The following is a 23,380-nucleotide window of genomic DNA, read 5'->3' as shown; positions in this document are numbered from 1 at the left end:
TAATCCGGGTGTTTCAGTTCGTTTTCGATCGGACGCGAACGAAAGCGGGTTTGTCAGGCCCGTCCACCGAGTAGATCAATGGCCACCATCTCAGCGACCACCAGCCAGATATCGCCCGCCAACGAGCGGGTCTTCCGCCAGAGCAGGCTGCTCGGTGAATGGAAGGGCAATTGGGTCGGCAACAACCAGCCGGTCAGCTTCAATGTCATCAACATCCGCGGTGCCCGGGCGCAGGTCGAGTATACGCACAACGGGCGTACCGAGCGTGGTTTTGCAGAGGTCCAAGGCTCGCTGATCACCTTCGGTGGAGTGACTGTCGGCACCAAGGACGGCAAGAACATGGTGCTGCTGTACTCCGTTGGCGGTGCCGGCAAGCAGACCGCCAATCTCGAGAAGCAGGACCCGCCACCGTCCGACAGCCGTCTCATGGGAAGCTGGGGCGGCTATTCTCCCGACAACGGCAAGAGCGCGAGCTTCAAGGTGCTTTCCGTCAACGGCAAGGAAGCCCAGGTCAGCGTCACCACCGACGGCGTCACCCGTCAGGGTACGGGCACCGTCTACAAGAACGTCATCATGTTCGGGCAGGCGCAGATCGCGACCGATGACGGACAGAACGGCAGGGTCATCTATCAGATCGGCACGAAGTCGTTCATGGTGCCGGTGACGAAATATCCACCGGCCGATTCCTCCTCTACGCTCGACAAGACCGCCTGAACGCAGCGCCGGCGCAGCCTGCCGTCCTCACCATTTCGGCGGCCGCTTCTCCACGAACGCCCGCAGGCCCTCCTGTGCCTCATCCGACGTCGCGACGTTGCAGAAATCGTCCACGGCGCTTGCAATGCTGCGTCGATAGTCGAGATCGATCTGGCGCATGAAGGCGGCGCGGCCCATCCGCAGCACTGCGGCCGATTTGGCGGAGAATTGCGCCGCGAGCTTCAGCACTTCCGTCTCGAGCTCGGCATCGCCGACGACGCGGTTGATGACGCCAAGCTCGCGTGCTTCCATGGCGCTGAAGACCCGGCCGGTGAACAGCAGCTCGAAGGCGCGATGGCGTCCGACGATGCGCGGCAGATGCGCGTAATGGATCGCCGGGATGACGCCGACGTCAATCTCGGGATAGCCGAACGTCGCGCTCTCGGCAGCCAGCACGACGTCGCAGGACACTGCCATCGTCATGCCGCCGCCCCGCGCCGCGCCACCGACCGCGGCGATCGACGGTTTTCCCAGCCCGTACTGGGCATCGTAGAGGTCGATATAGAGCGCCTGGAGGAATTCGCGGATCTCGGCGCCGGATCTGCCGAGCAGGATGTCGAGATCGAGGCCCGCCGAGAAGCGTTTTGCAATTGCACTCGCCAGCACGACAACGCGCGCGCCGTCATCGTCTGCCGCGCGGCGGAACGCTGCGACAACGCCGCGGATCATCTCGAGGCCCAGCGCATTGACGGGCGGCCGGCGCAGCGTGATGCGGGCGACGTCGCCGAGACGTTCGTAAGAGACCGGATCGTCAGATGTCACCGCGTTCTCCATGCTTCTCATTGGGACAGCACCTTCAACTCGCGGTCGATGTGGCGCAAGAGGTCACAAGCGGGTGCAAGGGCGCCATCGCCGATCAGCCGCCAAACGTCGTCGGTCCATTCCGCCAGATGCGGGATCGTCAGCGGCAACAGGACCGCTTCGTGCAGCGCGCCCTTCTCGTTGATGAGATAGCGTTCGTTGAGCGCGAACAGCACCTGAGCGATGCAGGAGAGCGATCTGTAGAGACATCCTGCGACGTGGGTCCGGTCGCCGCGCGCAATGGCGAGCTCGGCGTTCTCGATGCCGAATGAGATTTCCCACTGGAAGCGTCGGATCAGGGCGTCGCGCAGCGCGCGAGGATAGGGCAGGGCGATCGATTTCAGCCGCGCGATCAGGCTCTCGGGATCGTGCAGGGGCTGGCAATAGGCGATCTCGCCCATCCAGATCGCCGAGCAGAAGCCGTGCGGATGGCCGGGCTGATAATCCATGGTGACGAGGCCAGCATGGCAGGACTTCATCACGGCTTCGACCGCATCGGCATCGCGATAGAGCAGATCGACCTTGCGGTCTTCCACCGACAGCCAGGCACCGCCGATAATCCACGGCCCCCATTCGCCAACCGGCGTCACGGTCGTGGCGGCGGGATCGTCAGCGATCTCCTTCGCAGCCGCCAGCAGCCGCTCGGTGTCGAGCGGGCTCGCGGCGGCAAAGTAGAGCCCGATATCAAAATCGGAGGAGGGATGCGCGCTGCCTCGCGCGCGCGAGCCGCCGAGCACGATGGCCGCGACGCCGGGGACGTCGCGAAAGGCGAATATCAGGCGCGAGAGCAACGGATCGGGGGGCATGAGTTTCAGTTGTCGGGACGGCTCATGGCCGCGACATTGGTGCGGCCGCGACGCTGGCATTGGCCATATCAAGGCAGTATAATCTGCAAAAGTCTTGACGGTAGCTTCAATGTCCAGCCTTGCCCCTTCATCCGTTGTCGTAGCCTTGCTCGCTGTGCTTTGCCCGATCGCGGCCCCGGTTCAGGCCCAGGTCGCGCCGCTGAGATATTGGGTGCCCGGCGGGCCTTTCGGTCTCAGCGGCGGCGCCAACCAGAGTTCCGATACATATGGCAATTTCACCAGCTTCAATGCTGGCGATGCGGATTGGCGTAGCGGCGCGGCGAGCGGCTTCTTCGTCGGCAGCCAGCGCGGCAATCTCAATTGGAGCGGCCTCAGTCAGACCGGACTCAGTCAGGCCGGATTTGCTGGAAATTTCAGCGCGCTCTCCTATGATAGTACGCAGTTCGGCTACAGCACCAAAACCGTCGGCGGTTTGCCCGTGACGTTCTTCGCCGGCTTCGACACGTTGAAATATGGCAATGGCATCGGCAGTTCGGTTGCGCCGCTGACGTCGGGTGCGGCACCCGGCTACAGCGCATTTGCGGGCGTCGAAATCAAGCCGACCTCCAATCTCAGCCTGTCGTTCGGCGCCGGCTTCGTCCAGCAGGACTCGGGCCGCATGGACAGCGATATCCGATCGAACATGCTGCCCGGCGAGTCGCCGGCGCTGAGCGGGCTGCGGCGTTAGGATCGCATCACCAGTTCCGGCGGACGCCGCGGCGATTTCGGCAGGTCCGGACCGGCTCCGAAGCGCATCACGATATCGCATCGTCGTTCGCCCAGTCCAAGCGAGGCCGCAAATTGCGACCTCAGCGCCGCCACCTCGACCGGCTGGTTGACGAAGGAATACTTGAGTCCCAGCGCGGTCGCCTGCAAACCGAAGCGCTGACAGGCGCGTCCGACCGCGATCCAGTGCGATTTGTCACTGCGATCTGCAGCGAGCACGACAACGCCCGCCGAGCTGGCGAGCTGTTCGCGGTACTTCTTGTTTTCCCCGCTCTCGGTGAAGAAGAGCTTCAACAGCGGTCGCGCCAGCCATGACGGCAGGGACGGGTTTCCCGAGGCGGTCGCGAACAACCCGTCCATGGTCGCGAGCGCTTCCGCCTCGTTGAAACGAATCCAGCTCACGAGCTCGCGCATGAAGGCCTTGTCGCGCATCTGCGCCGAATTGCCTTCGAGCACGTAGTCGGTGACCCCGGCGATCGCGGCGCGTTCGGTCATCAGGATGGTTGTGACGTCAGGTTCGCGACAGGCATCCTCGAGCCGGCGCAAGGTGTCGGGCGCGACGGGCCTGCCGTCGAACGTCGCGCGGGTGCACTGCCTGACCGGAATCGCGGCCGCCAACGCCGATGCGGCCGGCGGGGCTTGCTCGAGCGCGATCACGATCCGGTCGCCGTCAATGACGGGGTCGGCGCGCCAGCCCAGGATGGACGCCGCGAGGATGAGGTTTTCGGCGGCGCAGCCGAGACTGACGAAGAGGTGGTGATCGTCCGGATCGACGGCTGGACAGCGGCGGGTGAAATCCGGGGCAATCGCGATTTCGTTGCCGCGAGCGGAGAATGTCCACGGCTGGGTATTGTGACTGTTGGCGGCGAGCGTGGCAAAGCGCACGAGCTCGCGATCCCGTGGCGCTGCTTGCAGCGGGGTCCGTGATGTGTCCACCGCCTCGTCGTAGGTCATCGGTGCTCCCGCGGCAGGGAAGCCGCTGATCGCAGCCGCGGACAACCCGAGCGCGGTTGCGATGAACTGTCGTCGGTCAAACACAGGCTTCCGCTCCGTGTCTCAGATCGCGCTCCATGACGCAGACCGTTCATAACGCCGATCGCGCTGCGACGATTGACCGGAATCAAGGTCGATGACGATGAGCTACCGCGTAAACCGCGCCACCAGCTCCACATGCGGCGTGTGGCGAAACTGGTCGACCGGTACCACCGCCTCCAGCCGATAGCCGCCATCGATCAGCAGTCGCGCGTCGCGGGCGAACGTGGCGACGTTGCAGGATACCGCGATCACCGCCGGCACCTTGCTCGCGGCGAGCTTCAGCGCCTGCGCCTGCGCGCCCTGGCGCGGCGGGTCGAACACCACGGCATCGAAGTCGCGCAGCTCCGGCGGCACCAAGGGGCGGCGAAACAGGTCGCGTGGCTCGGCTTTGATTGGCTTCAGGCCCGGCGTGCGCGCGGCTTTTGCCAGCGCCGCGATTGCGCCGGCGTCGTTGTCATAGGCGGTGATGCGGGCCTTCTCGGCGAGCCGCAGCGCGAACGGGCCGACACCGCAGAAAAGGTCGAGAACCTCCTTGGCCTTGCCGATGCGTTCGGCGACGAGCGCGGCCAGCGTCTCCTCGCCCGCGACGGTTGCCTGCAGGAACGAGCCCGGCGGCAGCGTCACCTCGGCGCGGCCCATCTTCACCGTCGGCGGCACGCGTTGCAGCACCAACTCGCCATGCCGCGTTAGCCGCGCCAGGCGGTGCTGTTCGGCGACGCGCGAGAGCGCCGTGACGAGCGCCGTCGGCAACGGCCCGGAGCCGCGCACGTCGACGTCGAGGCCGTTGGCGGTGGCTGTGACCTGGATGTCGAGCGGCTTCGTCACCGGCATCTTGGACGTCAGCTGTTCGGCGAGTGCCCATGCGGCCTCGAGCGCGCCCTCGAGTCCGGGATCGAGAATGGGACAGCGATGAATCGGAATGACGTCGTGCGAGCTCGTCGCGGAGAAACCGACCTTGAGGACGTCATGCGTGCCGAAGCGGCCGTGCAGCGTGATGCGCCGCCGGCCGGCGCCATGGGCATCGACCAGTGGCGCCACCGCGCAATCGATGCCGGCCTGCGCCAGCGTTTCGACCACGATACCGCGCTTCCAGGCTTGATAGGGTTCTGCCGCCCAGTGCTGGATGGCGCAGCCGCCGCAGACGCCGAAATGCGGACAGAACGGTTCGATGCGCTGGGGGCTTGCGACATCGACTGCGAGCAGCTTGCGGCGGTCGGGATGGTGGCCCACGACGTGATCGACCTCGACGGTCTCGCCGGCAAGCGTGTAGGGCACATAGACCGCATCGCCCGTCGCGAGGCAGACGCCGTCGCCGCGATGGCCGACGTGATCGATGGTCAGGCGCTCAACCACGGCGCGCGCCCAGAAAGAATTCGATATTGCCGTCACCGCCCGCGATCGAGGAGGGAAACACCTCGATATGAGTGCAGCCCAGCGAAGCGGCAAAGGCGGCGATGTCGTCGCAGATCTCCCGGTGCACGGCGGCGTCGCGGACGATGCCTTTCTTGTTGTGCTTCCTCTCAGCCTCGAATTGCGGCTTGATCAGCGCCAGCAGGCTCATTGGCGCGGCGGCGAGGGACAGCGCCACCGGCAGCACCGTCTTGAGCGAGATGAAGCTGACGTCGATGACGACGACGTCGGGCCGCGCCGGCAACCGCTTGCCGTCATAGCTCCGGATGTCGGTCTCCTCCATCGACACGATCTTGGGATGATTTCGAAGCGAGGGATGCAGCTGGCTGGTGCCGACATCAATTGCGAACACCAGGCTGGCGCCGTTCGCCAGCAGCACCTCGGTGAAGCCGCCGGTGGAAGCGCCGACGTCGAGGCAGACATGATCCTCGATCTCGATCGGATAGCGCTCCAGCGCGCCGGCCAGCTTGACGCCGCCACGGGAGACGTAAGGATGCGCGGGCTCGGCCTGAATTACAGCATCCTCGGCAATCGTCTCCGACGGTTTGGTGACCGGCTTGTCGTCGGCCGTGACGAGCCCGGCCTCGATCGCCGCGCGTGCCCGCGCACGGCTCTCGAACAGGCCGCGCTCGACCAGCAATACATCCGCGCGCTTACGGGCAGGGGGCATCACGCTCTCATGGGACGATTAGTCTGCTTATGTAGCGATCAATCGCGCGGCCGCCATCCGGACGCAAGCCTCGAACGCGGCGAGATCGTGCCAGACATCGATCGGCATCGTGGCGGGCGTCACCAGTGGGCAACCGTGCAGCTCCAGCGCATGGATCATCATGAGGTTGTCGACGAGGCCGAAATCCTCGACCGTCAGCCCCTCTGCGTCGACCAGCCGGCCGTCTTCCGGCGTCACTGCCATGAAGCGACCGACGCGGTCCGCATAGGCGGCGCCGTCGTTGGAATAGGCGAGGCAGAACTTGCGCCGGCCGGCCATGTAGCCGAGCTCGTAGACGGTGCCGGGATCTGCACCGGCGCCCCGGAACGGGGTGAGGTTCGCGATGATGGCGTCGGCCTCCTCCATCATCGCCTCGTTGCCGCAAAAGATCTGGCGCGAGGCATCGGGCGCGGTGGGATCGATGGCGTTGTCGAGGGGATACAGGCCGGTCAGGCCATGAGCCGCGCAGATATCGCGCTTGCGCCGGCCGATCTCGATGGCATCCGGCAGGAACACGTCGGGACCTGCCAGGTAAATTTTCATGGCTGAGTGCTTCGGAGAAATTCAGGCGAGCTGCGAACCACGGCGAAAACTGCGCTCCCTCCCTCCGCCTGCGGGGGAGGGTTGGGGAGAGGGTGTCCCGGCAAGCGAGACCCCCAAGAGGCGAAAGCCTCACCCGGATGGCTTACGCGATCCGACCTCTCCCGCTTGCGGGAGAGGTAAAGAAAGCAGCCTCAGGCGAGCTTGACGGTCTCGGCCTTGACGTCCTTGCCGAGCGCTTCGAACACCTTGGCGACGATGCCCTTGGCGTCGAGACCGGCGCGGCCGTACATCGCCGCCGGCGTGTCGTGGTCCTGGAACACGTCGGGCAGCACCATTGAGCGGAACTTGACCATGCCGGTGTCGAGCGCGCCCTGATCGGTCAGGTACTGCGCGACATGCGAGCCGAAGCCGCCGACCGAGCCTTCCTCGATCGTGATCAGGATCTCGTGGTCGCGGGCAAGCTTGAGCACCAGCTCGGTGTCCAGCGGCTTCATGAAGCGCGCGTCCGCAATCGTGGTCGACAGGCCATGGGCTGCGAGTTCGTCGGCCGCCTTCTCACATTCGGCGAGGCGCGTGCCGAAGGAGAGCAGGGCGATCTTGCTGCCCTGGCGGATCATGCGGCCCTTGCCGATCTCGAGCGGAATGCCGACCTCCGGCATCTCGATGCCGCGACCTTCGCCGCGCGGATAGCGCAGCGAGCTCGGACGGTCGTTGATCGCGACCTGGGTCGCCACCATGTGCACGAGCTCGGCCTCATCGGCCGCCGCCATGATCACCATGTTCGGCAGGCAGCCGAGATAGGCGTTGTCGAACGAGCCGGCATGCGTCGCGCCGTCGGCGCCGACGAGGCCGGCGCGGTCGATGGCGAAGCGGACGGGCAGGTTCTGGATCGCGACGTCATGCACGATCTGGTCGTAGCCGCGCTGCAGGAAGGTCGAGTAGATCGCGCAGAACGGCTTGTAGCCTTCGCTCGCAAGACCGGCGGCAAAGGTCACCGCGTGCTGCTCGGCGATGCCGACGTCGAAGGTCCGGTCGGGGAAGGCCTTGTTGAAGATGTCGACGCCGGTGCCGGACGGCATCGCCGCGGTGATGGCGACGATCTTGTCGTCCTTCTCGGCTTCCTTGACGAGGCTCTGGCCGAACACGTTCTGGTAGGCCGGCGCATTGGGCTTGGACTTGGCTTGCGTGCCGGTCGCGACGTCGAACTTGACGACGGCATGGTACTTGTCGGCGGACGCTTCCGCCGGGCCGTAGCCCTTGCCCTTCTGCGTCACGACGTGGACCAGGATCGGGCCGGTCTCCATGTCGCGGACGTTCTTCAGCACGGGCAGGAGATGGTCGAGATTGTGGCCATCGATCGGACCGACATAGTAGAAGCCGAGCTCCTCGAACAGCGTGCCGCCGTCCATCATGAAGCCGCGGGAATATTCCTCGACGCGGTTGGCGCGGTTGGCGATGATCTTGGGCAGGCGCTTGTTGATCTGCTTGGCCGCATCACGCAGCGTGCGATAGGTCTTGCCGGAGTAGAGGCGCGACAGATAGGCGCTCATGGCGCCGACCGGCGGCGCGATCGACATGTCGTTGTCGTTGAGGATGACGATCAGGCGCGAGTTCATCGCTCCCGCGTTGTTCATGGCCTCATAGGCCATGCCGGCCGACATCGCGCCGTCACCGATGACGGCGATAACGTTGTTCTTGCCGCCGGAGAGGTCGCGCGCCACCGCCATGCCGAGGCCGGCGGAGATCGAGGTGGAGGAATGCGCCGCACCGAACGGATCGTAGTCGCTCTCGCTGCGCTTGGTGAAGCCGGACAGGCCGCCGCCGGTGCGCAGGGTACGGATGCGGTCGCGCCGGCCGGTGAGGATCTTGTGCGGATAGGCCTGATGGCCGACGTCCCAGATCAGCCGGTCGCGCGGCGTGTCGAAGACGTAATGAATCGCGGTGGTAAGCTCGACCACGCCGAGACCTGCGCCGAAGTGACCGCCGGTGACCGAGACGGCATCGATGGTCTCCTGCCGCAGCTCGTCGGCAACCTGGCGAACCTGCTCGATCTTGAGCTTGCGCAGGTCGTCCGGCGTCCGGATGGTGTCGAGAAGCGGCGTTTTACTGTATGCGTTCACGGCGATTTCCAATTTGTCAGCGCCGGAAGGTCATTCCGGTGCGCGATGGGTTTGCTCAATATCGGCGCAGCGCGAGTCCTCAAACCGTCGGAGCCACCTGCATGGGGCAAGGCCCCGTCTTCAAGCTTAGGTAAGCTTAAGTGCTCTCCGGTTCAGTCTCTGTGATCCCTGTCACGTAGATCGGCTTCGTCCGTCCCAGCCAATTTCATCAGCAATTTGAAGCGCTTGTCGTCGACAATCGGTGCCCACGCAAGGCTTGCAAAAAGCCACACTCTGCGCAGCTTTACACCAAAGCTTGGGCCAAAGCCAACCCGTAGGACCGATTAGGGGTATGCAGATGCAACCGTCGGGCCAGAGTAGTTAACTGCGGTCCGGGGCGAGCGGTTCCTGCTCGGCGCGGTTCCCTGGCGGGCTTTTGCCGGGAAACCACGTCTTTTCGGTCTCGCGCACGGCCGGCCCCGTGCACTTGCCCATGGAACCGCAGATGCCTCCTAGGACGGCGTCCTGCGATCGCGAAAACCCGGCCCGCTATGCTTCCCCCGCCGGAGGGCCAAGCGCGGTCAGAACCGGGCAGGAGCCGTGCGGGAAGCCGTGGCTTACTGGACGTCGAGCGGGGCAGTGCCGGTGGCTTGGCCGCTGGCATCGGTGGTGATCTTGTCGACGCGCGCTTCGGCCTGGCGCAGCAATTCCTCGCAGCGGCGCTTCAGCGCCTCGCCGCGCTCATAGATCGTCACGGATTCTTCGAGCGGCACCTTGCCGTCTTCGAGGCGCTTCACGATCGTCTCGAGTTCCTCGATCGCACGCTCGAAGGTGAGCCTGGAGACGTCGACTTGAATATTTTCGGCCATATCCGTTTCCGATTGCCCGATTCGCTCACCTGGCAGTGAAGGCGGGTTTTGCGGGCTTAATGTGGCGGGCGTCGTCAGGCGCCCATCAAGGCGCCGACATGCGCCGTAACAGATTCTTTCAGTCCTTGCAGGTCATAGCCGCCCTCGAGCACCGAAACAACGCGGCCCCCCGCGGTCTTGTCGGCGAGATCCATCAGCTTGCGCGTCACCCAGGCATAGTCCTCCGCGCGCAAGTTCAGCGAAGCCAGGGGGTCGCGGTAGTGCGCGTCGAAGCCCGCGGAAATGACGACGAGCTCGGGGCTGAATCTCTCGAGTTGCGGCAGGATCAGATTCTCGAACGCGGAGCGGAATTCCGGCCCGCCGTCCTCGGAGGCGAGCGGCGCGTTGACGATGGTGTCGTGGTCGCCGCGCTCGCTCTTGGCGCCGGTGCCCGGAAACAGCGGCATCTGGTGCGTCGAGCAGTACATCACGGTCGGGTCCGACCAGAAGATGTCCTGCGTGCCGTTGCCGTGATGCACGTCGAAATCGACGATGGCCGCGCGCTTGATGCCGTATTTGCGCTGGGCATGGCGCGCGGCGATCGCGACATTGTCGAAGAAGCAGAAGCCCATCGGCTTGCCGATCTCGGCGTGATGGCCGGGCGGGCGCACCGCGACGAAGGCGTTGCGATGCTCGCCAGTCATCACCGCTTCGGTCGCTGCGACCGCGCCGCCGACGCCGCGCATCACCGCTTCCCACGTGCCCGGCGACATCGACGTGTCGCCGTCGATATAGACCTGTCCGCTGGTCGGCGCGATGTGGCGCAGCTCGGTGACGTAATCCTCGTTGTGGCACAGCGTGACGAGATCGAGATCGCCCTCCGGCGCCTGGTCGCGCACCAGAAACTGGAAGCGCTCCTTTGACAGGGCTTCTTCCACCGCGCGCAGACGATCCGGCCTCTCAGGGTGTCCCGGCGGCGTGACATGGTCGAGGCAGGCCTTGTGGGAAAGGAGAAGCGTGCTCATCAGGTCGGCCTCACAGGAAACGGGCTTTTGGCGTCGTTGGCGCATCCGGCGCCAAAACGCAATGCAAAACCCAATCTAGGCGTTTGGACGGCAATGGCAAAGGGTCGGCCCGCGTCGGCCCGTTTGATCCGGATCAATTCACGCGCAGGATGCGGGTCGGCGGCAGCGGACCGATCGGCCCGTGCGCCCGGAAGAACGCGAACAGCGCGTCCGCGTCGTAGCCGCCATATTGCGGAGCCGTGCCCTGTTTGGCGACGGTAAAACCGTCGCCGCCGACGGCGAGGTAATCGTTGAGGGTGACGCGGTAGCCGCTTCCGGGTTCGATCGGCCTGCCGTTGAGCGTCATCGTCTCGGGGGTCACGCGCTCGCCGAATGGCTTTGCCGCATCCCAGGCATAGCTGAATCCGTTTGACACCTGCAGGATCCGCGGTCGCTTCGGATCGAGCCATTGCTGTTCCAGCATGTCCTTCAACTGGTTGCCCGTCATCGTCATCGTGACCAGGCGATTGCGGAACGGCTGGCTGGCGAAGACATCGCCGAAGGTGATCGCGCCGTTCTCCTTCGGAACGATGTCCGTGCGGATGCCGCCGGGATTGGTGAGTGCGATGACGGCGGCGCCGTCCTTGGCGTCGCGGGTTGCGAACAATTGCGCATCCGCGATGACGTCGCCGAGCGCGCTTTCGCCGGCATCGTTCGGAATGCGCGACAGCGTCTGCGTGACCGATCCGGCCGGCCGGTTGGCGATTGGCGCCGACAGCCTGTCGTAGGCCTCGATCAACGCGGTCTGGTCGGGGTCCTTTGCAAGCGAGGCCGTGGCGACGATGACGTTCTCGGCGCTGGCGCCGACGATGTCGCGGCTTGCCGGGTCGAGCTTGAGATCGATCGCGGTGACCAGCGTGCCGTATTTGTCGCCGCTGGTGACGAGCCGTCCGTCGATGTCGCAGACATAGGCGCGATGGGTATGACCGCTGACGACGACGTCGACGGCACGGTCGAATTTTTTGACGATGTCGACGATCGGGCCCGTGATCTCGGGACATTCATTGTAGTCGCCGGCGGGCTCGCCGCCCTGGTGGATCAGCACCACGATCGCCTCGACCCCGCGCGCCTTCAGCTGCGGCACCAGTGCGTTCACCGTCTCGGCCTCGTCGCGGAATTCGAGGCCGGCAATGCCCGCCGGAGAGACGATGCCGGCGGTCTCCTTCAACGTCAGCCCGATGAAGCCGACGGGGATGCCGTCGAACTCCCTGATCTCGAAGGGCGGCAGCACGCTCTTGCCCGTCGTGGTCTCCACGGTGGATGCGGCGAGATAGTGGAATTTGGCGCCCGTGAACGGATGCGGTCCCTGACAGCCGTCGACCGGATGGCAGCCGCCGTTCTGCATCCTGAGCAGCTCGGTCTTCCCCTCGTCGAATTCGTGATTGCCGACCGAGCTGATCGCAAGCCCCATCATCGAGAGCGACTCGATCGAAGGCTCGTCGTGAAACATCGCCGACAAGAACGGACTCGCGCCGATCAGGTCGCCGGCGGCGACGAAGATCGTGTTCTTGTGTCCTTCGCGCAGCTGCTTGACCAGCGTTGCCATGTATTCGGCACCGCCGGCCGCGACCATCACCTTCTTGGCTTTATCCTCGGGATCTCCGATGCGGATGCCACTCGGCGGCGGGCGCAGATTGCCGTGGAAATCGTTGATCGCGAGGATGCGCAGCTCGACCGGCGCGACGGTCTGCGCCGGGGCGGGGAGGGCGGTGATGACTGTGAGCGCGAGCGCGGAGATGATGGCGGAGTATCGCATGGGACAAGATTAGTCGTTCCGCGCGAAGATTTCACGAAGCATTCCGCAGGGCCGGAACATGGAGGCGGCCGCCGCGGCGCGCCGCAACAATTGGCTACAATGTTTCATTTGAAAAACCGGTGGTTGTGGTGAACGATCTCACGCGCTTCCATTTGGCCGATTGCTCGATTGATGATTGCCGCAACCAGCGTCGACGAATCCTCGCTGCACTACCGCGGCTGGCGCGTCGTTCTGGCCTGCTTCCTGATGGCCTTCTTCATGTTCGGCTTCGGCCTTTACGGTCAGGGCGTGTATCTTGCCGAGTTGCAGCGCGCGCATGGCTGGCCGGGCACGCTGATTTCCGCGGCAAGCACGTTCTCGTTCCTCCTCACTTCCGTGCTCGTCATCTTTACCGACGATCTGCTCGCCCGCATCGGGTTGCGATCGCTGATCCTGTGCGGGCTGGTGGCGCTCGGAGCCTCGACGGTGCTGCTGGCGCTGATGCAGACGCCCTGGCAGCTCTATCTCGCCTATGGCCTGATGTCGGTCGGCTGGACCGGCATGGGCACCGTGGTGATCGCGACCGTGCTGAATTCCTGGTTCGAGCGGCGGCGCGGGCTCGCGCTCAGTCTCGCCTTCAACGGCGCGACCTGCGGAGGCATTATTCTCGTCCCGCTGCTCTTGTCGCTGAGCGGCAGCATCGGATTCCGTTCGGCCATGCTGGCGGCCACGCTCGCGATGATGGTGCTGGTGCTGCCGGTGGTGGTGACGTTCATAGGCTGGCCCGCCGGGATGTCGCTCGCATCAGGCGGAGGTCCTGCCGGTGGCGGCGCGGCCGCGCCAGGCCCTTCCCGCAAGACGTTGCTCGCCAACGCAGCGTTCTGGACCATGGTATTGCCGATCGCGATCGCGCTGTTGGCGCAGATGGGCTTCATCGTCCACCAGGTGACGTTTCTGGAGCCGCTGATCGGCCGCTCGGCCGCAGGGCTCGCGGTCACCGTCATGGCGGCGATGGCGGTGGTCGGCCGCCTGTCGCTCGGCCTGTTCGTCGACCGCCTCGATCCGCGTCTCGCCTGCGCGGCCTCGATGACGAGCCAGGCCGCGGCGCTGTTCGTTCTCCTGCAGAGCACGGATCCGACGGTGCTGCTGGTGTGCTGCGCCGTCTACGGCTTCTCGATCGGCAACATGATCACGTTCCCGCCCTTGATCATCCAGCGCGAGATCGGCGCCAGCGCCTTCGCCGCCGCCATGGGACTGGGCACGTCGATCGGCGGCGTCGTCAGCGCCTTCGGCCCCGGCATCGTCGGGCTGGTGCGGAGTCTCACCGGCAACTACACGACGGCGTTTGCGATGTGCGTCGTGCTGGATCTCGTCGCGGCGGGCGTGGTGCTGTGGCGGCCGGGGGGAAAGGCCAAGCTCGCAGCCTCGTAGCCGTGGGTGGATTAGCGAAGCGTAATCCACCTCTTCTGTTTCCAATCAGTCGGAAACGGTGGGTTACGCCTACGGCTAACCCACCTACGCATCGACGCTCGCGGTAAGCAGCCTAGCCCAGCAACACCGCATCCGCCGCGGCGACCGACTCTGCGCTTTCGGTCACCGTGCGCTCGAGCGCGGGCGCCTGCACCGTGATGTTCTCGGCGAAGAAGCGTGCGAGGGAGACGTAGCGCGCGGCGTCCGTGTTGCCGCCTGCCTTGGCGGCGAGTGCCTCCGAGGCGAGCAGGCAGCCGCCGAGCGTGGCGCCGAACTGCTGTAGATAGGGCGTTGCACCTGCAAGCGCGTCGTTCGGTGCGGACGCAATGCGTTCCAGGAGCCATTTGCTGCTACGCGTGAGCGCCTCGAGTGCCTCGCGCAGCTTCGCGCCCGTGGTGCCGAAAGCGGGATCGTTGGAGGCTTCGACCTGCTTGACCGTTGCGGAGAGTTCCTCGAGCAGCGCCCACACCGATGCGCCGCCATTGGCCGCGAGCTTGCGCGTGACGAGGTCGATCGCCTGGATACCGTTGGTGCCCTCGTAGATCGCGGTGATGCGGGCATCGCGGTAGTGCTGGGCCGCGCCAGTCTCCTCGATGAAGCCCATGCCGCCATGGATCTGCACGCCGAGATAGGCGACCTCGTTGCCGATATCGGTGGAATAGCCCTTGGCCATCGGCGTCAGCAGCGCCGCGCGCGCGGCTGCATCAGCGCGAACCTTGGGATCCCTGGCGCGCGTCGAGACGTCGATCGCGACCGCCGTCGCATAGCAGATGGTGCGCGCGGCGGCTGTCTGCGCCCGCATCCGCATCAGCATGCGCTTGACGTCGGGATGGACGAAGATCGCGTCCGAGCCGTCGCTCTTGCTGCCGACGGCGCGGCCCTGCTTGCGCTCCTGGGCGTACGACAAGGCCTGCTGATAGGCGCGGTCGGCGACGCCGACGCCCTCCAGGCCGACGCCGAGGCGGGCCTGGTTCATCATCGTGAACATGCAGCGCATGCCCTGGTTCTCTTCGCCGATCAAAAAGCCGATCGCGCCGCCATGATCGCCCATGGTCATGGTGCAGGTCGGCGAGGCATGCATGCCGAGCTTGTGCTCGACGCCGCTCGCGAAGATATCGTTGCGCTGCCCCAGCGAGCCGTCTTCATTCACCATGAACTTCGGCACCAGGAACAGCGAGATCCCCTTGGTGCCGGCGGGGGCGTCGGGCAGGCGTGCCAGCACGAAATGCACGATGTTGTCGGTCATGTCGTGCTCGCCATAGGTGATGAAGATCTTCGTCCCCTTGATGCGATAGGTGCCGTCGGCCTGCTTCTCGGCGCGGGTGCGCAGCGCGCCGACGTCGGAGCCGGCCTGCGGCTCGGTGAGCTGCATGGTGCCGGTCCATTCGCCGGAGACGAGCTTCTCGAGATAGATCTTCTTCAGCTCGTCGTTGCCATGCGCTTCCAGCGCTTCGATCGCCGAGGCCGTCAGCAGCGGGCAGAGGCCGAAGGCGACGTTGGCCGCGCTCCAGATCTCGGTGCAGGCGGCGTTGATCGCGAGCGGCAGGCCCTGGCCGCCGAAATCTTCGGGGCCGGACACCGCGTTCCAGCCGCCTTCGGTCCAGCGCTTGTAGGCGTCCGGCCAGCCCGGCGCGGTCGTGACCTTGCCGTCGTCAAGCTTGATGCCGTGCTCGTCGCCGACCTTGTTGAGCGGCGCCAGCACGTCGGATGCGAACTTGCCGGCTTCCTCCAGCACGGCCGCGGCGATGTCCGCGTCGAAATCGCCGTAATGACCGGCCTCCACGGCGGCCTTGAGGCCAGCGCCGTGGTTGAGCGACAGCAGCATGTCAGAGATCGGCGCGCGGTAGGTCATGGCTCACTCCCGTGGACAAATATTGGCGCCGTATTCCCACGAAACGAAGGCGGTCTCAATGGCCGGGAGATGAGGATGGCGCCGGCCTGGAGCGGAGCAGCCGGCTATATATAGAGTGAGGAGGGGCGGGTCGGTGGACCCCTATGGTATTTTGCCCCCTCAGGCAGTTGAAATGCCGCGCCGCTCCCTATAGACCGGCATCGACCTGACGGGAATCCGCGGTAGCCCGATCTTCCGCCGGTCCGTCGGTCACCTGTTGGGGCGTAGCCAAGCGGTAAGGCAGCGGATTTTGATTCCGCCATTCGGAGGTTCGATCCCTCCCGCCCCAGCCAGCTCGCCCGCCCAGCCTGAAATCACTCACGAAACCGGCCCGGCTGGGGAGCTGCTGCACAGCTCTGCGACACACTGCTGCACAGGGGCAAGGGCGTGGCAGGCACGACGGTACTGGCCCGTAGATAACGTTGTGTGTGGCTCGATTTTCGAGCTGGATGTTACCACCTCAACCGGCAAGAACGCTGCAGTTCGGGCTTCGACGGCAGCTTTCTGTGCCAGAAGGAAGTGCTTGAGAGCGGGAATCGTCGCTCACTGCTTGATCTGCGTTGTCTCTGCATTTTCCCGAGTGCGGTGGGCCTCAAGAGTTCGCCCCGCATTGTGCTTGGACGCGCTGTGTTCATTTTTCGCGAGGGGCAGGCTGACTTCAAAGATCGACCCTTCGGGGCCGGATCGAGCAAGAACCAGTTTGCCGCCCGCCCTTTCGAGGAGCGTTCGGCAGACCGCGAGGCCCAGACCCATGCCGTTTGGCCTCGTGGTGAAGAACGGTTCGAATATTCGCTCTTGATCCGCGGGAGCAACACCGGGTCCTGTATCTTGGACGATCAGGAGCGCAGAGCCGCGCTCGGACCGTGAGGACAATGTCAATTCCCGCCTGCCCGATGCAGGGCTCATTGCCTCGATCGCGTTTTTCACCAGGTTGAGAATGACCTGCTGAACCTGCGTGGGGTCAGCGTGCACATAGTGCCCCGGTGTGAAAAAATTCGCCGCGACCTGAATTTTGTGAAGCTGCAGCTCGTGCTCGAGGAGGCGCAATACTTGCAGCGCAACGGTTTCCACGTGGATGGCCGTCGTAACGGTCACTGAGCCCTTGAACAGTTCTCGGACGCTTGAGATCGTTGCATTGACCCGGAGGCTTGCCGTCTCGATGTCCTGCAGAATGACATCGACGTTGGCCACGTCGGGAGGCTCCATACCAAGCTGCAGGCGCGCGGCCTCGACGTTTAGCGGAATCGACGCCAAAGGCGATCTGATCTCATGGGCGATCGCCGCGGTGGCCGCGTCGATGCTCATGAGCCGGTTGCCCCTTTCTCGTCGCAGCATCGTCAACGCGCTGGCGAGGCGCGAGTAGAGCAATGCCGTTTCCGTCAGAAGCACGCTCAACAGCAGTGAGCTCGCGACGAGTGCGAAGCCACGCGCGGCATACCAACCGAGGGAGAAGCGGACCGAGCTCGCGACCGCCGCGACCAGGAAATTCGGAATCCAGGCCAACAAGGTCACCATCAACCAGAGGTCGAGAATGGTGCGCCGGCGGACAAACAGTACGGCGAGCGTAATCGCGCCGAGCAGGCACAGCGCAACGTTGATCTGGTTGCCGAGCCGCGTCTGTTGCGTGATGCTGCCCGTGTAAAATGGCGGCAGCAGTGCGACGTTTGCCGTCACCAGCCAGGCCAGCACAGCAATCGCCGCCACCACGCCGCAGATCGTCATCGCGAGGCTTTTCGCCGGCGCAATTCGAGAGGCCGGCTTTTCGTCCTTCAGGAAGGCGTAGGCCATGATGCAGAGAGGAAAAGTCGTGTGCCAGAGCACGAAGAACCAGGCGGGGCTGTTATTGCCGTCGCCGATCACGCCGGCGGGCCCGTAGCCTCCGGGGAAGGTCAGCGTCTGCAGAAAGGCCATGGCGCCGCTGAAGATGTAGGCGCTGCCCACGGCAAGCAGCGCCCTGTGGGGCTGAATCGCGTATTGTGCAAATAGAAGGATCGCCGTGAGCAGGTCGACCAGGCTCAGAACCGTCTGGAGTACCGGCACGAACACGTCGATCCGTGTGAGCTGAAGGTGGGCGAACGGAGCAACCAGCACGGCGATCACGAGCAGGATGATCGCAGCAGCCGAAGCTGCGACCTGCTGCTGGCGCGTCGGAGGCATCGACGAGATCACGAGCGGGAAGTCGTGAGGAGAATCTACCGGCATGGAGGAAGCCCAATGACATTAACCGGTCGGCCTCCGCCAGTGAGAACGAGTTGAGCGTAAGCGTCAAGTGGACGGTCCCCTAAAGGAACGTCACAACGCGATTTCATGCCAAAGGAATGAGTTGCTCATGCAGTGACGCATGGGCAGGCCGGTCGGATCGGCGCTGCGTTGTGGACCAGGTTTGATCCCATCAGCTCAGCTTCAGCACCAAGTGAATCGCCTGGGGGTCTGGCGTGGCCGCGGCTTTGAACCCGAACTTCTCGAAGACGCGCCGCATGGCGCTGTTCTCCGGCAACACCTCTGCTGTCAGCTCCTTGAGCCCGGCTTTGCGAGCGAGTGCGGTGAGGTGACGCGCCAGCAGGGCGCCGACGCCGCGGCCCTGCCAGGCATCGATGACGACGAACGCCATCTCCGCCCTCCCGGGCTCGAAGACGACGTAACGGCCGCCTCCTATGATCATTGTACGGCCGGCCTGCTCGACCTCGGCCACCAGCGCGACGTGATTGCTGAAGTCGATATTCATGAAGAACGCGCGCTCCTTGTCGGAGAAATGGCGTTTGGTGACGAAAAATCGCCGCTGCAACGATTGCGCGCTGGTCTGGTCCAGTGCACCAAGCATGTCGGCCTCGTCGTCCGGCTGAAGTGCCCGGATTTCAACCCGGCTGCCGTCCCGCAGGTGCTCGCATACGTTGTAGGTGGCGACGTCCGACATGCGGGCTCTCGTCTCAGCGGGCCGGACAGCGTACTGCCGGGGATGCCGCTCATGAGACGCAGGGGCGGCCGCACTCCGCTTGATCTGGATCAAGCCGGCCGAAAGACACCACGGGCTAGCCTTCCGCTGCATGCGCGGCCATCGCTGAGGGGCACCCGTGAAGACACTTCGGCAGCTATTCACCGGAGACGACGTGATCCAGTTGGTGATCCGGCTCGGCTTGCTCGGGCTGTTGATCTTCTGGACGTTCTACCTGATCCGCCCGTTCGTGACGATTCTGGTCTGGGCCCTCGTGCTCGCGGTCGCACTCAATCCGGCCTTCGTGCTGCTCGCCAAGCTCCTGGGCGACCGCCCGAAGCTCGCGGCGACCATTCTCACGGCGGCCAGTTTCGCCGTCGTCATCGGGCCGGCGGCTTGGCTCGGCCTCGGTGCGGCGGACGGAATCAAGGATTTTGCAGCTCAATTGGCGGTCGGCGAACTGGCGGTTCCGTCGCCGCCCGATGCGATCAAGAGCTGGCCCCTGATCGGGACGCAGTTTTACGAGCTCTGGGATCAGGCCTCGACCAATCTGCGGCCGCTTCTGCAAATGATCGCGCCGTATCTCAAGCCCTTCGCCGGCACGCTGCTTGGTCTTGCAGGCGATGCCGGCGTAGGCACGATCAAGTTTCTGGTCTCGGTCGCGGTCGCCGGATTCATCTTCCCGTATGGGGCGCAACTGGTCGCGGCAGGCAGGGGCTTTCTGTCGCGGATCGTCCCCGAGCAGAGCGAGCACTTTCTGGATCTGGCAGGCGCGACCATTCGTGCAGTCGCCCAAGGCGTGATCGGTATAGCCGTCATCCAGGCGCTGCTGGCTGGTATCGGCTTCAAGTTGGCGGGCATCCCGATCGCGGGCCTGTTGGCGCTCCTGGTGCTCCTTCTCTCGATCGTCCAGATCGGCGCCGCCCTCGTCATGCTCCCCGTCCTCGTCTGGATCTGGTCCGACAAGGACGTCACCACCGCCGTATTGCTGACGTTGTTCCTCGGCGCAGTCAGCATTCTCGACAACATATTGAAGCCGATGGTGATGGGGCGCGGCTTGACGACGCCGACGCTCATCATCCTCATCGGCGTCATCGGCGTCATCGGCGGCACCCTGGGCCACGGGATCATCGGTCTTTTCATCGGACCGATCATCCTGTCGGTGGCCTGGGAACTTGCCGTGGCCTGGATCGGGACCGACCGCACCAGCCCGGCGCGGCATGCAGTCCCCGAACGTTGACCTAAATCAACGTCGGCCGTCTCCGAGCGCCTTGGATCAAGGCGCGCGGTGATGAGGTCCGAAAATGCCGATGGAAATCCCTAGCCTGCCCGGCGGCCCGCTGTCCGGGGTCGTTGCCTCCGCTGTCGACTACATGGTCGATGCAGGCCAGCGCAGCGTGCTGTTTCTCGACATCATGCGCCAGCGCGGCGACCAGTACCGCGAGCACGTCGCGCAGACCGCGCCGCATGTGCTGCAATATGCTGCCGAATTAATCATGGACGGCCGCAAGCTCGACGAGCCGGTCAACTACGCGCTGGTACGCATCATCCCGCCGGACGGGGTGGAACTCGATCTTGAGCGGCGGCCGTTCATCGTGGTCGACCCGCGCGCCGGCCACGGCCCGGGCATCGGCGGCTTCAAGGCGGACAGCGAAATCGGCGTCGCGATGAAGGCCGGGCATCCCTGTTACTTCGTGGGCTTCCTGCCGGAGCCGATGCCGGGACAGACCATCGAGCGGATCGCGCGAGCTGAAGCGCTGTTCGTCGAGAAAGTCATCAGCCTGCATCCGCAGGCCGATGGCAAGCCGTGCGTGATCGGCAATTGCCAGGCCGGCTGGGCCGTCATGATCCTGGCGTCGCTACGGCCGGAATTGTTCGGTCCGCTGATTATTGCCGGGGCTCCGCTCGCTTACTGGGCTGGGGTGCATGGAAAATACCCGATGCGCTATGCAGGCGGCTTGCTTGGTGGAAGCTGGTTGACCGCGCTGACCAGCGATCTCGGCGCCGGCAAGTTCGACGGCGCTTGGCTGGTGCAGAACTTCGAAAGCCAAAATCCCTCGAATACGCTCTGGACCAAGCAATACAACGTCTATTCCAAGGTCGACACCGAAGCCGACCGCTATCTGGAGTTCGAACGCTGGTGGGGCGGGCACGTCAATCTCAACGCCGAGGAGATCCAGTTCATCGTCGACGAGCTGTTCGTCGGCAACAATCTCGCGGCGGGCAAGATCGAGATGTCCGACGGCCGCAAGGTGGATCTGCGCAACATCAGGTCGCCGATCCTGGTGTTCTGCTCCAAGGGCGACAACGTCACGCCGCCGCAGCAAGCGCTGCACTGGATCCTCGATTGCTATGCCGACGTCGATGAGATCAGGGCTTACGGGCAGACCATCGTCTACACGGTTCACGAGAGCATCGGGCACCTCGGCATTTTCGTCTCCGGCGGCGTCGCCAAGAAGGAGCATGCCGAATTCTCCAGCAATATCGACCTGATCGACGTGCTGCCGCCGGGGCTCTACGAGGCGACGTTCGAAGCCAAGGGCGAGGAGACCACGAGTTCAGATCTCGTCGTCGGCCAATGGGTCATGCGATGCGAGGCGCGCACGCTCGACGATATCCGCGCCATGGGTGGCAATTCGCCCGAGGACGAGCGCCGCTTCGCGGCTGCCAAGCGCGTTTCGGAACTCAATCTTGCTGCCTACCAGAAATTCGTCCAGCCCTGGGTCAAGAGCATGGCGACGCCGCAGTTGGCCGAAGCGATGCGCAATCTGCATCCGCTGCGGCTCCAATATGAAGCGCTGAGCAGCCAGAACCCCTGGATGGCCATGGTGAAGTCCGCGGCAGAGGGGATCGAGGAGAACCGCAAGCCGGTCGCGAAGGACAATCCGTTCCTGGCGTTCCAGGAACAGATGTCCAAGCAGATCGTGCACGTGCTGGACAGCTGGCGCGACTCGCAGGAGGCGCTCAGCGAAGCGATCTTCCTCAACGTCTACGGTTCGCCAGTCTTGCAGGCAGCCGTCGGGATCGATCCGAAGTCGGAGCCGTCGCGCCGGCGGGAGATGTCGCCCGAGCACCGGGCCATGCTCGAACAGCGGATCGCCGAATTGAAGGCAAAGATCGGTGAGGGTGGACTCCGCGAAGCGGCCTTGCGTGCGCTGCTTTACGTGGGCTCGGCGCGAGGCATGGTCGACGAGCGGAGCATCGAGGCCCTGCGCCAGGCTCGCCGCGAACATGGCGGCCCGCGTGTGACGCTCGCCGAGTTCAAGACGCTGGTGCGCGAGCAGTTCTTCATGCTGCTGCTGGATAGGGACGCAACGCTGGCCGCGATTCCCAAGCTGCTGCCCGACGACTCGAATCAAAGGCGCGCAGCCTTCGCCGCCATCCGCGAGGTGCTGTCGGCCAGCGAGGCGATTTCCGGCGAACGCGCAGACCGCCTGAAGCGCATTGCCGATCTGTTCGGCGTGGATTCGGGAGAGGAGGCAACGTCGAACGTTGCCCCTTTCGACCCCAAGGCGAGGGCGTCCTGACGCACATCGGAAGGATGGAGGGCGACATCATGTCAGCCGATACGAGACCCGCACAGTCTCCTAGTAAATATGATCGGCTGATCGCGGCAGCCAGAGCGGCGTCGCCCGCCCCGACCATCGTGGTGCATCCATGCGACGAGACCTCGCTCCGCGGCGCCGTCGAGAGCGCCCAGGCCGGGATCATCGAGCCGGTGCTGGTCGGGCCCGCTAGCAAGATCAGGGAGACGGCCGCGAGGTTCAGCGTCGATATCTCCGGATACGAGATCGTCGATGCCGCGCACAGCGACGACGCGGCAGCGAAGGGCGTCGAACTCATTCATGCCGCCAGAGGCGAATTGCTGATGAAAGGCAGCCTGCACACCGACGAGTTGATGCGCGCAGTCACGGCGAAGGTCGGGGGCCTGCGCACCGACCGGCGCATCAGCCACGTGTTCGTCATGGACGTGCCAGCCTATGCCGAGACCATCTTTGTGACGGACGCGGCCATCAACATCTTCCCGGATCTCGATGCCAAGCGCGATATCATCCAGAATGCAATCGACCTCTACACGCAGACCGGCTTCGGCAAGCTGCCTCGGGTTGCCATCCTCTCCGCCGTCGAGACCGTAACTTCCAAGATCCCGTCGACCATCGAGGCTGCAGCGCTCTGCAAGATGGCTGATCGCGGCCAGATTACCGGCGGACTGCTGGACGGTCCGCTGGCCTTCGACAATGCGATCGATCCGGAGGCGGCGCGCATCAAGGGCATCAAGTCGGACGTTGCGGGGAGGGCTCAGATCCTGGTCGTTCCCGATCTCGAGGCCGGCAACATGCTGGCGAAGAACCTCGCCTATTTTGCCAAGGCGGATGGTGCGGGTGTCGTGCTCGGCGCTCGGGTGCCGGTCGTCCTGACCTCGCGGGCCGACTCACCACGTGCGCGAATGGCCTCCTGCGCGGTCGCCGCGCTTTACGCGAACGCCAGACGACTGAAAACGCCAACGATTGCCGCGTGA

At 64.7% G+C, this 23,380-nt stretch carries 19 protein-coding genes and 1 tRNA gene; 7 read left to right on the top strand and 13 right to left on the bottom strand.

The annotated features are described in order from the left end of the window. Positions 1-78: 78 nt before the first annotated feature. Positions 79-714: a hypothetical protein gene (locus RX330_RS28300; RefSeq protein WP_317240657.1), complete on the top strand. Its 636-nt coding sequence runs from the start codon at positions 79-81 to the stop codon at positions 712-714. Positions 715-741: 27 nt separating this feature from the next. Here the strand turns inward: RX330_RS28300 and RX330_RS28295 are convergent, their stop codons facing one another. Together RX330_RS28295 and RX330_RS28290 are read right to left on the bottom strand one after the other, a co-directional pair. Further along, positions 742-1,515, bottom strand: coding sequence for an enoyl-CoA hydratase/isomerase family protein (locus RX330_RS28295; RefSeq protein WP_317240656.1), 774 nt, complete (start codon positions 1,513-1,515; stop codon positions 742-744). 17 nt (positions 1,516-1,532) lie between these two features. Continuing rightward, the gene (locus RX330_RS28290; protein ID WP_212080895.1) at positions 1,533-2,360 is read right to left on the bottom strand and encodes a nucleotidyltransferase domain-containing protein; all 828 of its coding nucleotides are present in this window, start codon (positions 2,358-2,360) and stop codon (positions 1,533-1,535) included. 109 nt (positions 2,361-2,469) lie between these two features. On the opposite strand from RX330_RS28290, the gene RX330_RS28285 reads away from it, so the two are divergent. Further along, positions 2,470-3,087: a hypothetical protein gene (locus RX330_RS28285; protein ID WP_317240655.1), complete on the top strand. Its 618-nt coding sequence runs from the start codon at positions 2,470-2,472 to the stop codon at positions 3,085-3,087. Here the strand turns inward: RX330_RS28285 and RX330_RS28280 are convergent. The 8 genes from RX330_RS28280 to RX330_RS28245 form a co-directional block, all read right to left on the bottom strand. Beyond that, complete coding sequence (locus tag RX330_RS28280) at positions 3,084-4,163, bottom strand: Acg family FMN-binding oxidoreductase (protein ID WP_317240654.1); 1,080 nt, start codon at positions 4,161-4,163, stop codon at positions 3,084-3,086. The genes RX330_RS28285 and RX330_RS28280 overlap by 4 nt on opposite strands. Positions 4,164-4,265: 102 nt before the next feature. Then, positions 4,266-5,513, bottom strand: coding sequence for a class I SAM-dependent RNA methyltransferase (locus RX330_RS28275; RefSeq protein WP_317240653.1), 1,248 nt, complete (start codon positions 5,511-5,513; stop codon positions 4,266-4,268). Beyond that, entirely contained in the window at positions 5,506-6,240 is a 735-nt protein-coding gene (locus RX330_RS28270) for a TlyA family RNA methyltransferase (protein ID WP_212080899.1), read from the bottom strand. The genes RX330_RS28275 and RX330_RS28270 overlap by 8 nt, the downstream gene beginning before the upstream one ends. A 27-nt stretch (positions 6,241-6,267) precedes the next feature. Continuing rightward, positions 6,268-6,822: a nucleoside 2-deoxyribosyltransferase gene (locus RX330_RS28265; protein ID WP_317240652.1), complete on the bottom strand. Its 555-nt coding sequence runs from the start codon at positions 6,820-6,822 to the stop codon at positions 6,268-6,270. A gap of 191 nt (positions 6,823-7,013) precedes the next feature. Next, a complete protein-coding gene (gene dxs, locus RX330_RS28260; RefSeq protein WP_212080901.1) occupies positions 7,014-8,942 on the bottom strand; it encodes a 1-deoxy-D-xylulose-5-phosphate synthase in 1,929 nt (642 codons plus the stop codon). 596 nt (positions 8,943-9,538) lie between these two features. After that, positions 9,539-9,790 carry an exodeoxyribonuclease VII small subunit gene (locus tag RX330_RS28255; protein WP_212080902.1) on the bottom strand — a complete coding sequence of 84 codons (252 nt, stop codon included), beginning with the start codon at positions 9,788-9,790 and terminating at the stop codon, positions 9,539-9,541. Between the two features lie 74 nt (positions 9,791-9,864). Then, positions 9,865-10,794 (bottom strand): histone deacetylase family protein, encoded by a 930-nt coding sequence (locus tag RX330_RS28250; protein WP_212080903.1) that lies wholly within the window; start codon positions 10,792-10,794, stop codon positions 9,865-9,867. Between the two features lie 133 nt (positions 10,795-10,927). Continuing rightward, a complete protein-coding gene (locus RX330_RS28245) occupies positions 10,928-12,589 on the bottom strand; it encodes a bifunctional metallophosphatase/5'-nucleotidase (protein ID WP_317240651.1) in 1,662 nt (553 codons plus the stop codon). A gap of 171 nt (positions 12,590-12,760) precedes the next feature. Here RX330_RS28245 and RX330_RS28240 point away from each other — a divergent pair, with 171 nt between their 5' ends. Next, complete coding sequence (locus RX330_RS28240) at positions 12,761-13,999, top strand: MFS transporter (RefSeq protein WP_317243985.1); 1,239 nt, start codon at positions 12,761-12,763, stop codon at positions 13,997-13,999. A gap of 112 nt (positions 14,000-14,111) precedes the next feature. Here the strand turns inward: RX330_RS28240 and RX330_RS28235 are convergent, their stop codons facing one another. Further along, positions 14,112-15,890, bottom strand: a complete 1,779-nt coding sequence (locus RX330_RS28235) for an acyl-CoA dehydrogenase (RefSeq protein ID WP_317240650.1) — start codon at positions 15,888-15,890, stop codon at positions 14,112-14,114. 257 nt (positions 15,891-16,147) lie between these two features. Between RX330_RS28235 and RX330_RS28230 the strand changes: the two genes are divergently transcribed. Next, positions 16,148-16,222: transfer RNA gene (locus RX330_RS28230), tRNA-Gln, on the top strand. A 250-nt stretch (positions 16,223-16,472) separates the two neighbouring features. Here RX330_RS28230 and RX330_RS28225 read toward each other — a convergent pair. Together RX330_RS28225 and RX330_RS28220 are read right to left on the bottom strand one after the other, a co-directional pair. Next, complete coding sequence (locus RX330_RS28225; RefSeq protein ID WP_317240649.1) at positions 16,473-18,131, bottom strand: MASE4 domain-containing protein; 1,659 nt, start codon at positions 18,129-18,131, stop codon at positions 16,473-16,475. 190 nt (positions 18,132-18,321) lie between these two features. Then, the gene (locus RX330_RS28220; protein ID WP_317240648.1) at positions 18,322-18,843 is read right to left on the bottom strand and encodes a GNAT family N-acetyltransferase; all 522 of its coding nucleotides are present in this window, start codon (positions 18,841-18,843) and stop codon (positions 18,322-18,324) included. Positions 18,844-19,000: 157 nt separating this feature from the next. On the opposite strand from RX330_RS28220, the gene RX330_RS28215 reads away from it, so the two are divergent. The 3 genes from RX330_RS28215 to RX330_RS28205 all read left to right on the top strand — a co-directional run bounded on the left by RX330_RS28215 (position 19,001) and on the right by RX330_RS28205 (position 23,380). Further along, the gene (locus RX330_RS28215) at positions 19,001-20,101 is read left to right on the top strand and encodes an AI-2E family transporter (protein ID WP_317240647.1); all 1,101 of its coding nucleotides are present in this window, start codon (positions 19,001-19,003) and stop codon (positions 20,099-20,101) included. Positions 20,102-20,165: 64 nt separating this feature from the next. Further along, positions 20,166-22,388: a DUF3141 domain-containing protein gene (locus RX330_RS28210; RefSeq protein WP_212080910.1), complete on the top strand. Its 2,223-nt coding sequence runs from the start codon at positions 20,166-20,168 to the stop codon at positions 22,386-22,388. Between the two features lie 29 nt (positions 22,389-22,417). Beyond that, positions 22,418-23,380 (top strand): phosphate acetyltransferase, encoded by a 963-nt coding sequence (locus tag RX330_RS28205; RefSeq protein WP_212080911.1) that lies wholly within the window; start codon positions 22,418-22,420, stop codon positions 23,378-23,380.

It is taken from the genome of Bradyrhizobium sp. NDS-1 (assembly GCF_032918005.1).
Taxonomy (GTDB): Bacteria; Pseudomonadota; Alphaproteobacteria; order Rhizobiales; family Xanthobacteraceae; genus Bradyrhizobium; species Bradyrhizobium tunisiense.
The sequence above is the reverse complement of the archived record's forward strand: the minus strand, read 5'-3'. Positions and strand labels throughout refer to the sequence as shown.

What these genes read in the sequence shown, in the direction of transcription:
- RX330_RS28285 (WP_317240655.1), top strand. Translation starts at nt 2,470, where the DNA reads ATGTCCAGCCTTGCCCCTTCATCCGTTGTCGTAGCCTTGCTCGCTGTG.
- RX330_RS28220 (WP_317240648.1), bottom strand. Translation starts at nt 18,843, where the DNA reads ATGTCGGACGTCGCCACCTACAACGTATGCGAGCACCTGCGGGACGGC.
- RX330_RS28205 (WP_212080911.1), top strand. Translation starts at nt 22,418, where the DNA reads ATGTCAGCCGATACGAGACCCGCACAGTCTCCTAGTAAATATGATCGG.
- RX330_RS28250 (WP_212080903.1), bottom strand. Translation starts at nt 10,794, where the DNA reads ATGAGCACGCTTCTCCTTTCCCACAAGGCCTGCCTCGACCATGTCACG.
- RX330_RS28235 (WP_317240650.1), bottom strand. Translation starts at nt 15,890, where the DNA reads ATGACCTACCGCGCGCCGATCTCTGACATGCTGCTGTCGCTCAACCAC.
- RX330_RS28255 (WP_212080902.1), bottom strand. Translation starts at nt 9,790, where the DNA reads ATGGCCGAAAATATTCAAGTCGACGTCTCCAGGCTCACCTTCGAGCGT.
- RX330_RS28270 (WP_212080899.1), bottom strand. Translation starts at nt 6,240, where the DNA reads ATGCCCCCTGCCCGTAAGCGCGCGGATGTATTGCTGGTCGAGCGCGGC.
- RX330_RS28240 (WP_317243985.1), top strand. Translation starts at nt 12,761, where the DNA reads ATGATTGCCGCAACCAGCGTCGACGAATCCTCGCTGCACTACCGCGGC.
- RX330_RS28210 (WP_212080910.1), top strand. Translation starts at nt 20,166, where the DNA reads ATGCCGATGGAAATCCCTAGCCTGCCCGGCGGCCCGCTGTCCGGGGTC.
- RX330_RS28225 (WP_317240649.1), bottom strand. Translation starts at nt 18,131, where the DNA reads ATGCCGGTAGATTCTCCTCACGACTTCCCGCTCGTGATCTCGTCGATG.
- RX330_RS28245 (WP_317240651.1), bottom strand. Translation starts at nt 12,589, where the DNA reads ATGCGATACTCCGCCATCATCTCCGCGCTCGCGCTCACAGTCATCACC.
- RX330_RS28290 (WP_212080895.1), bottom strand. Translation starts at nt 2,360, where the DNA reads ATGCCCCCCGATCCGTTGCTCTCGCGCCTGATATTCGCCTTTCGCGAC.
- RX330_RS28265 (WP_317240652.1), bottom strand. Translation starts at nt 6,822, where the DNA reads ATGAAAATTTACCTGGCAGGTCCCGACGTGTTCCTGCCGGATGCCATC.
- RX330_RS28300 (WP_317240657.1), top strand. Translation starts at nt 79, where the DNA reads ATGGCCACCATCTCAGCGACCACCAGCCAGATATCGCCCGCCAACGAG.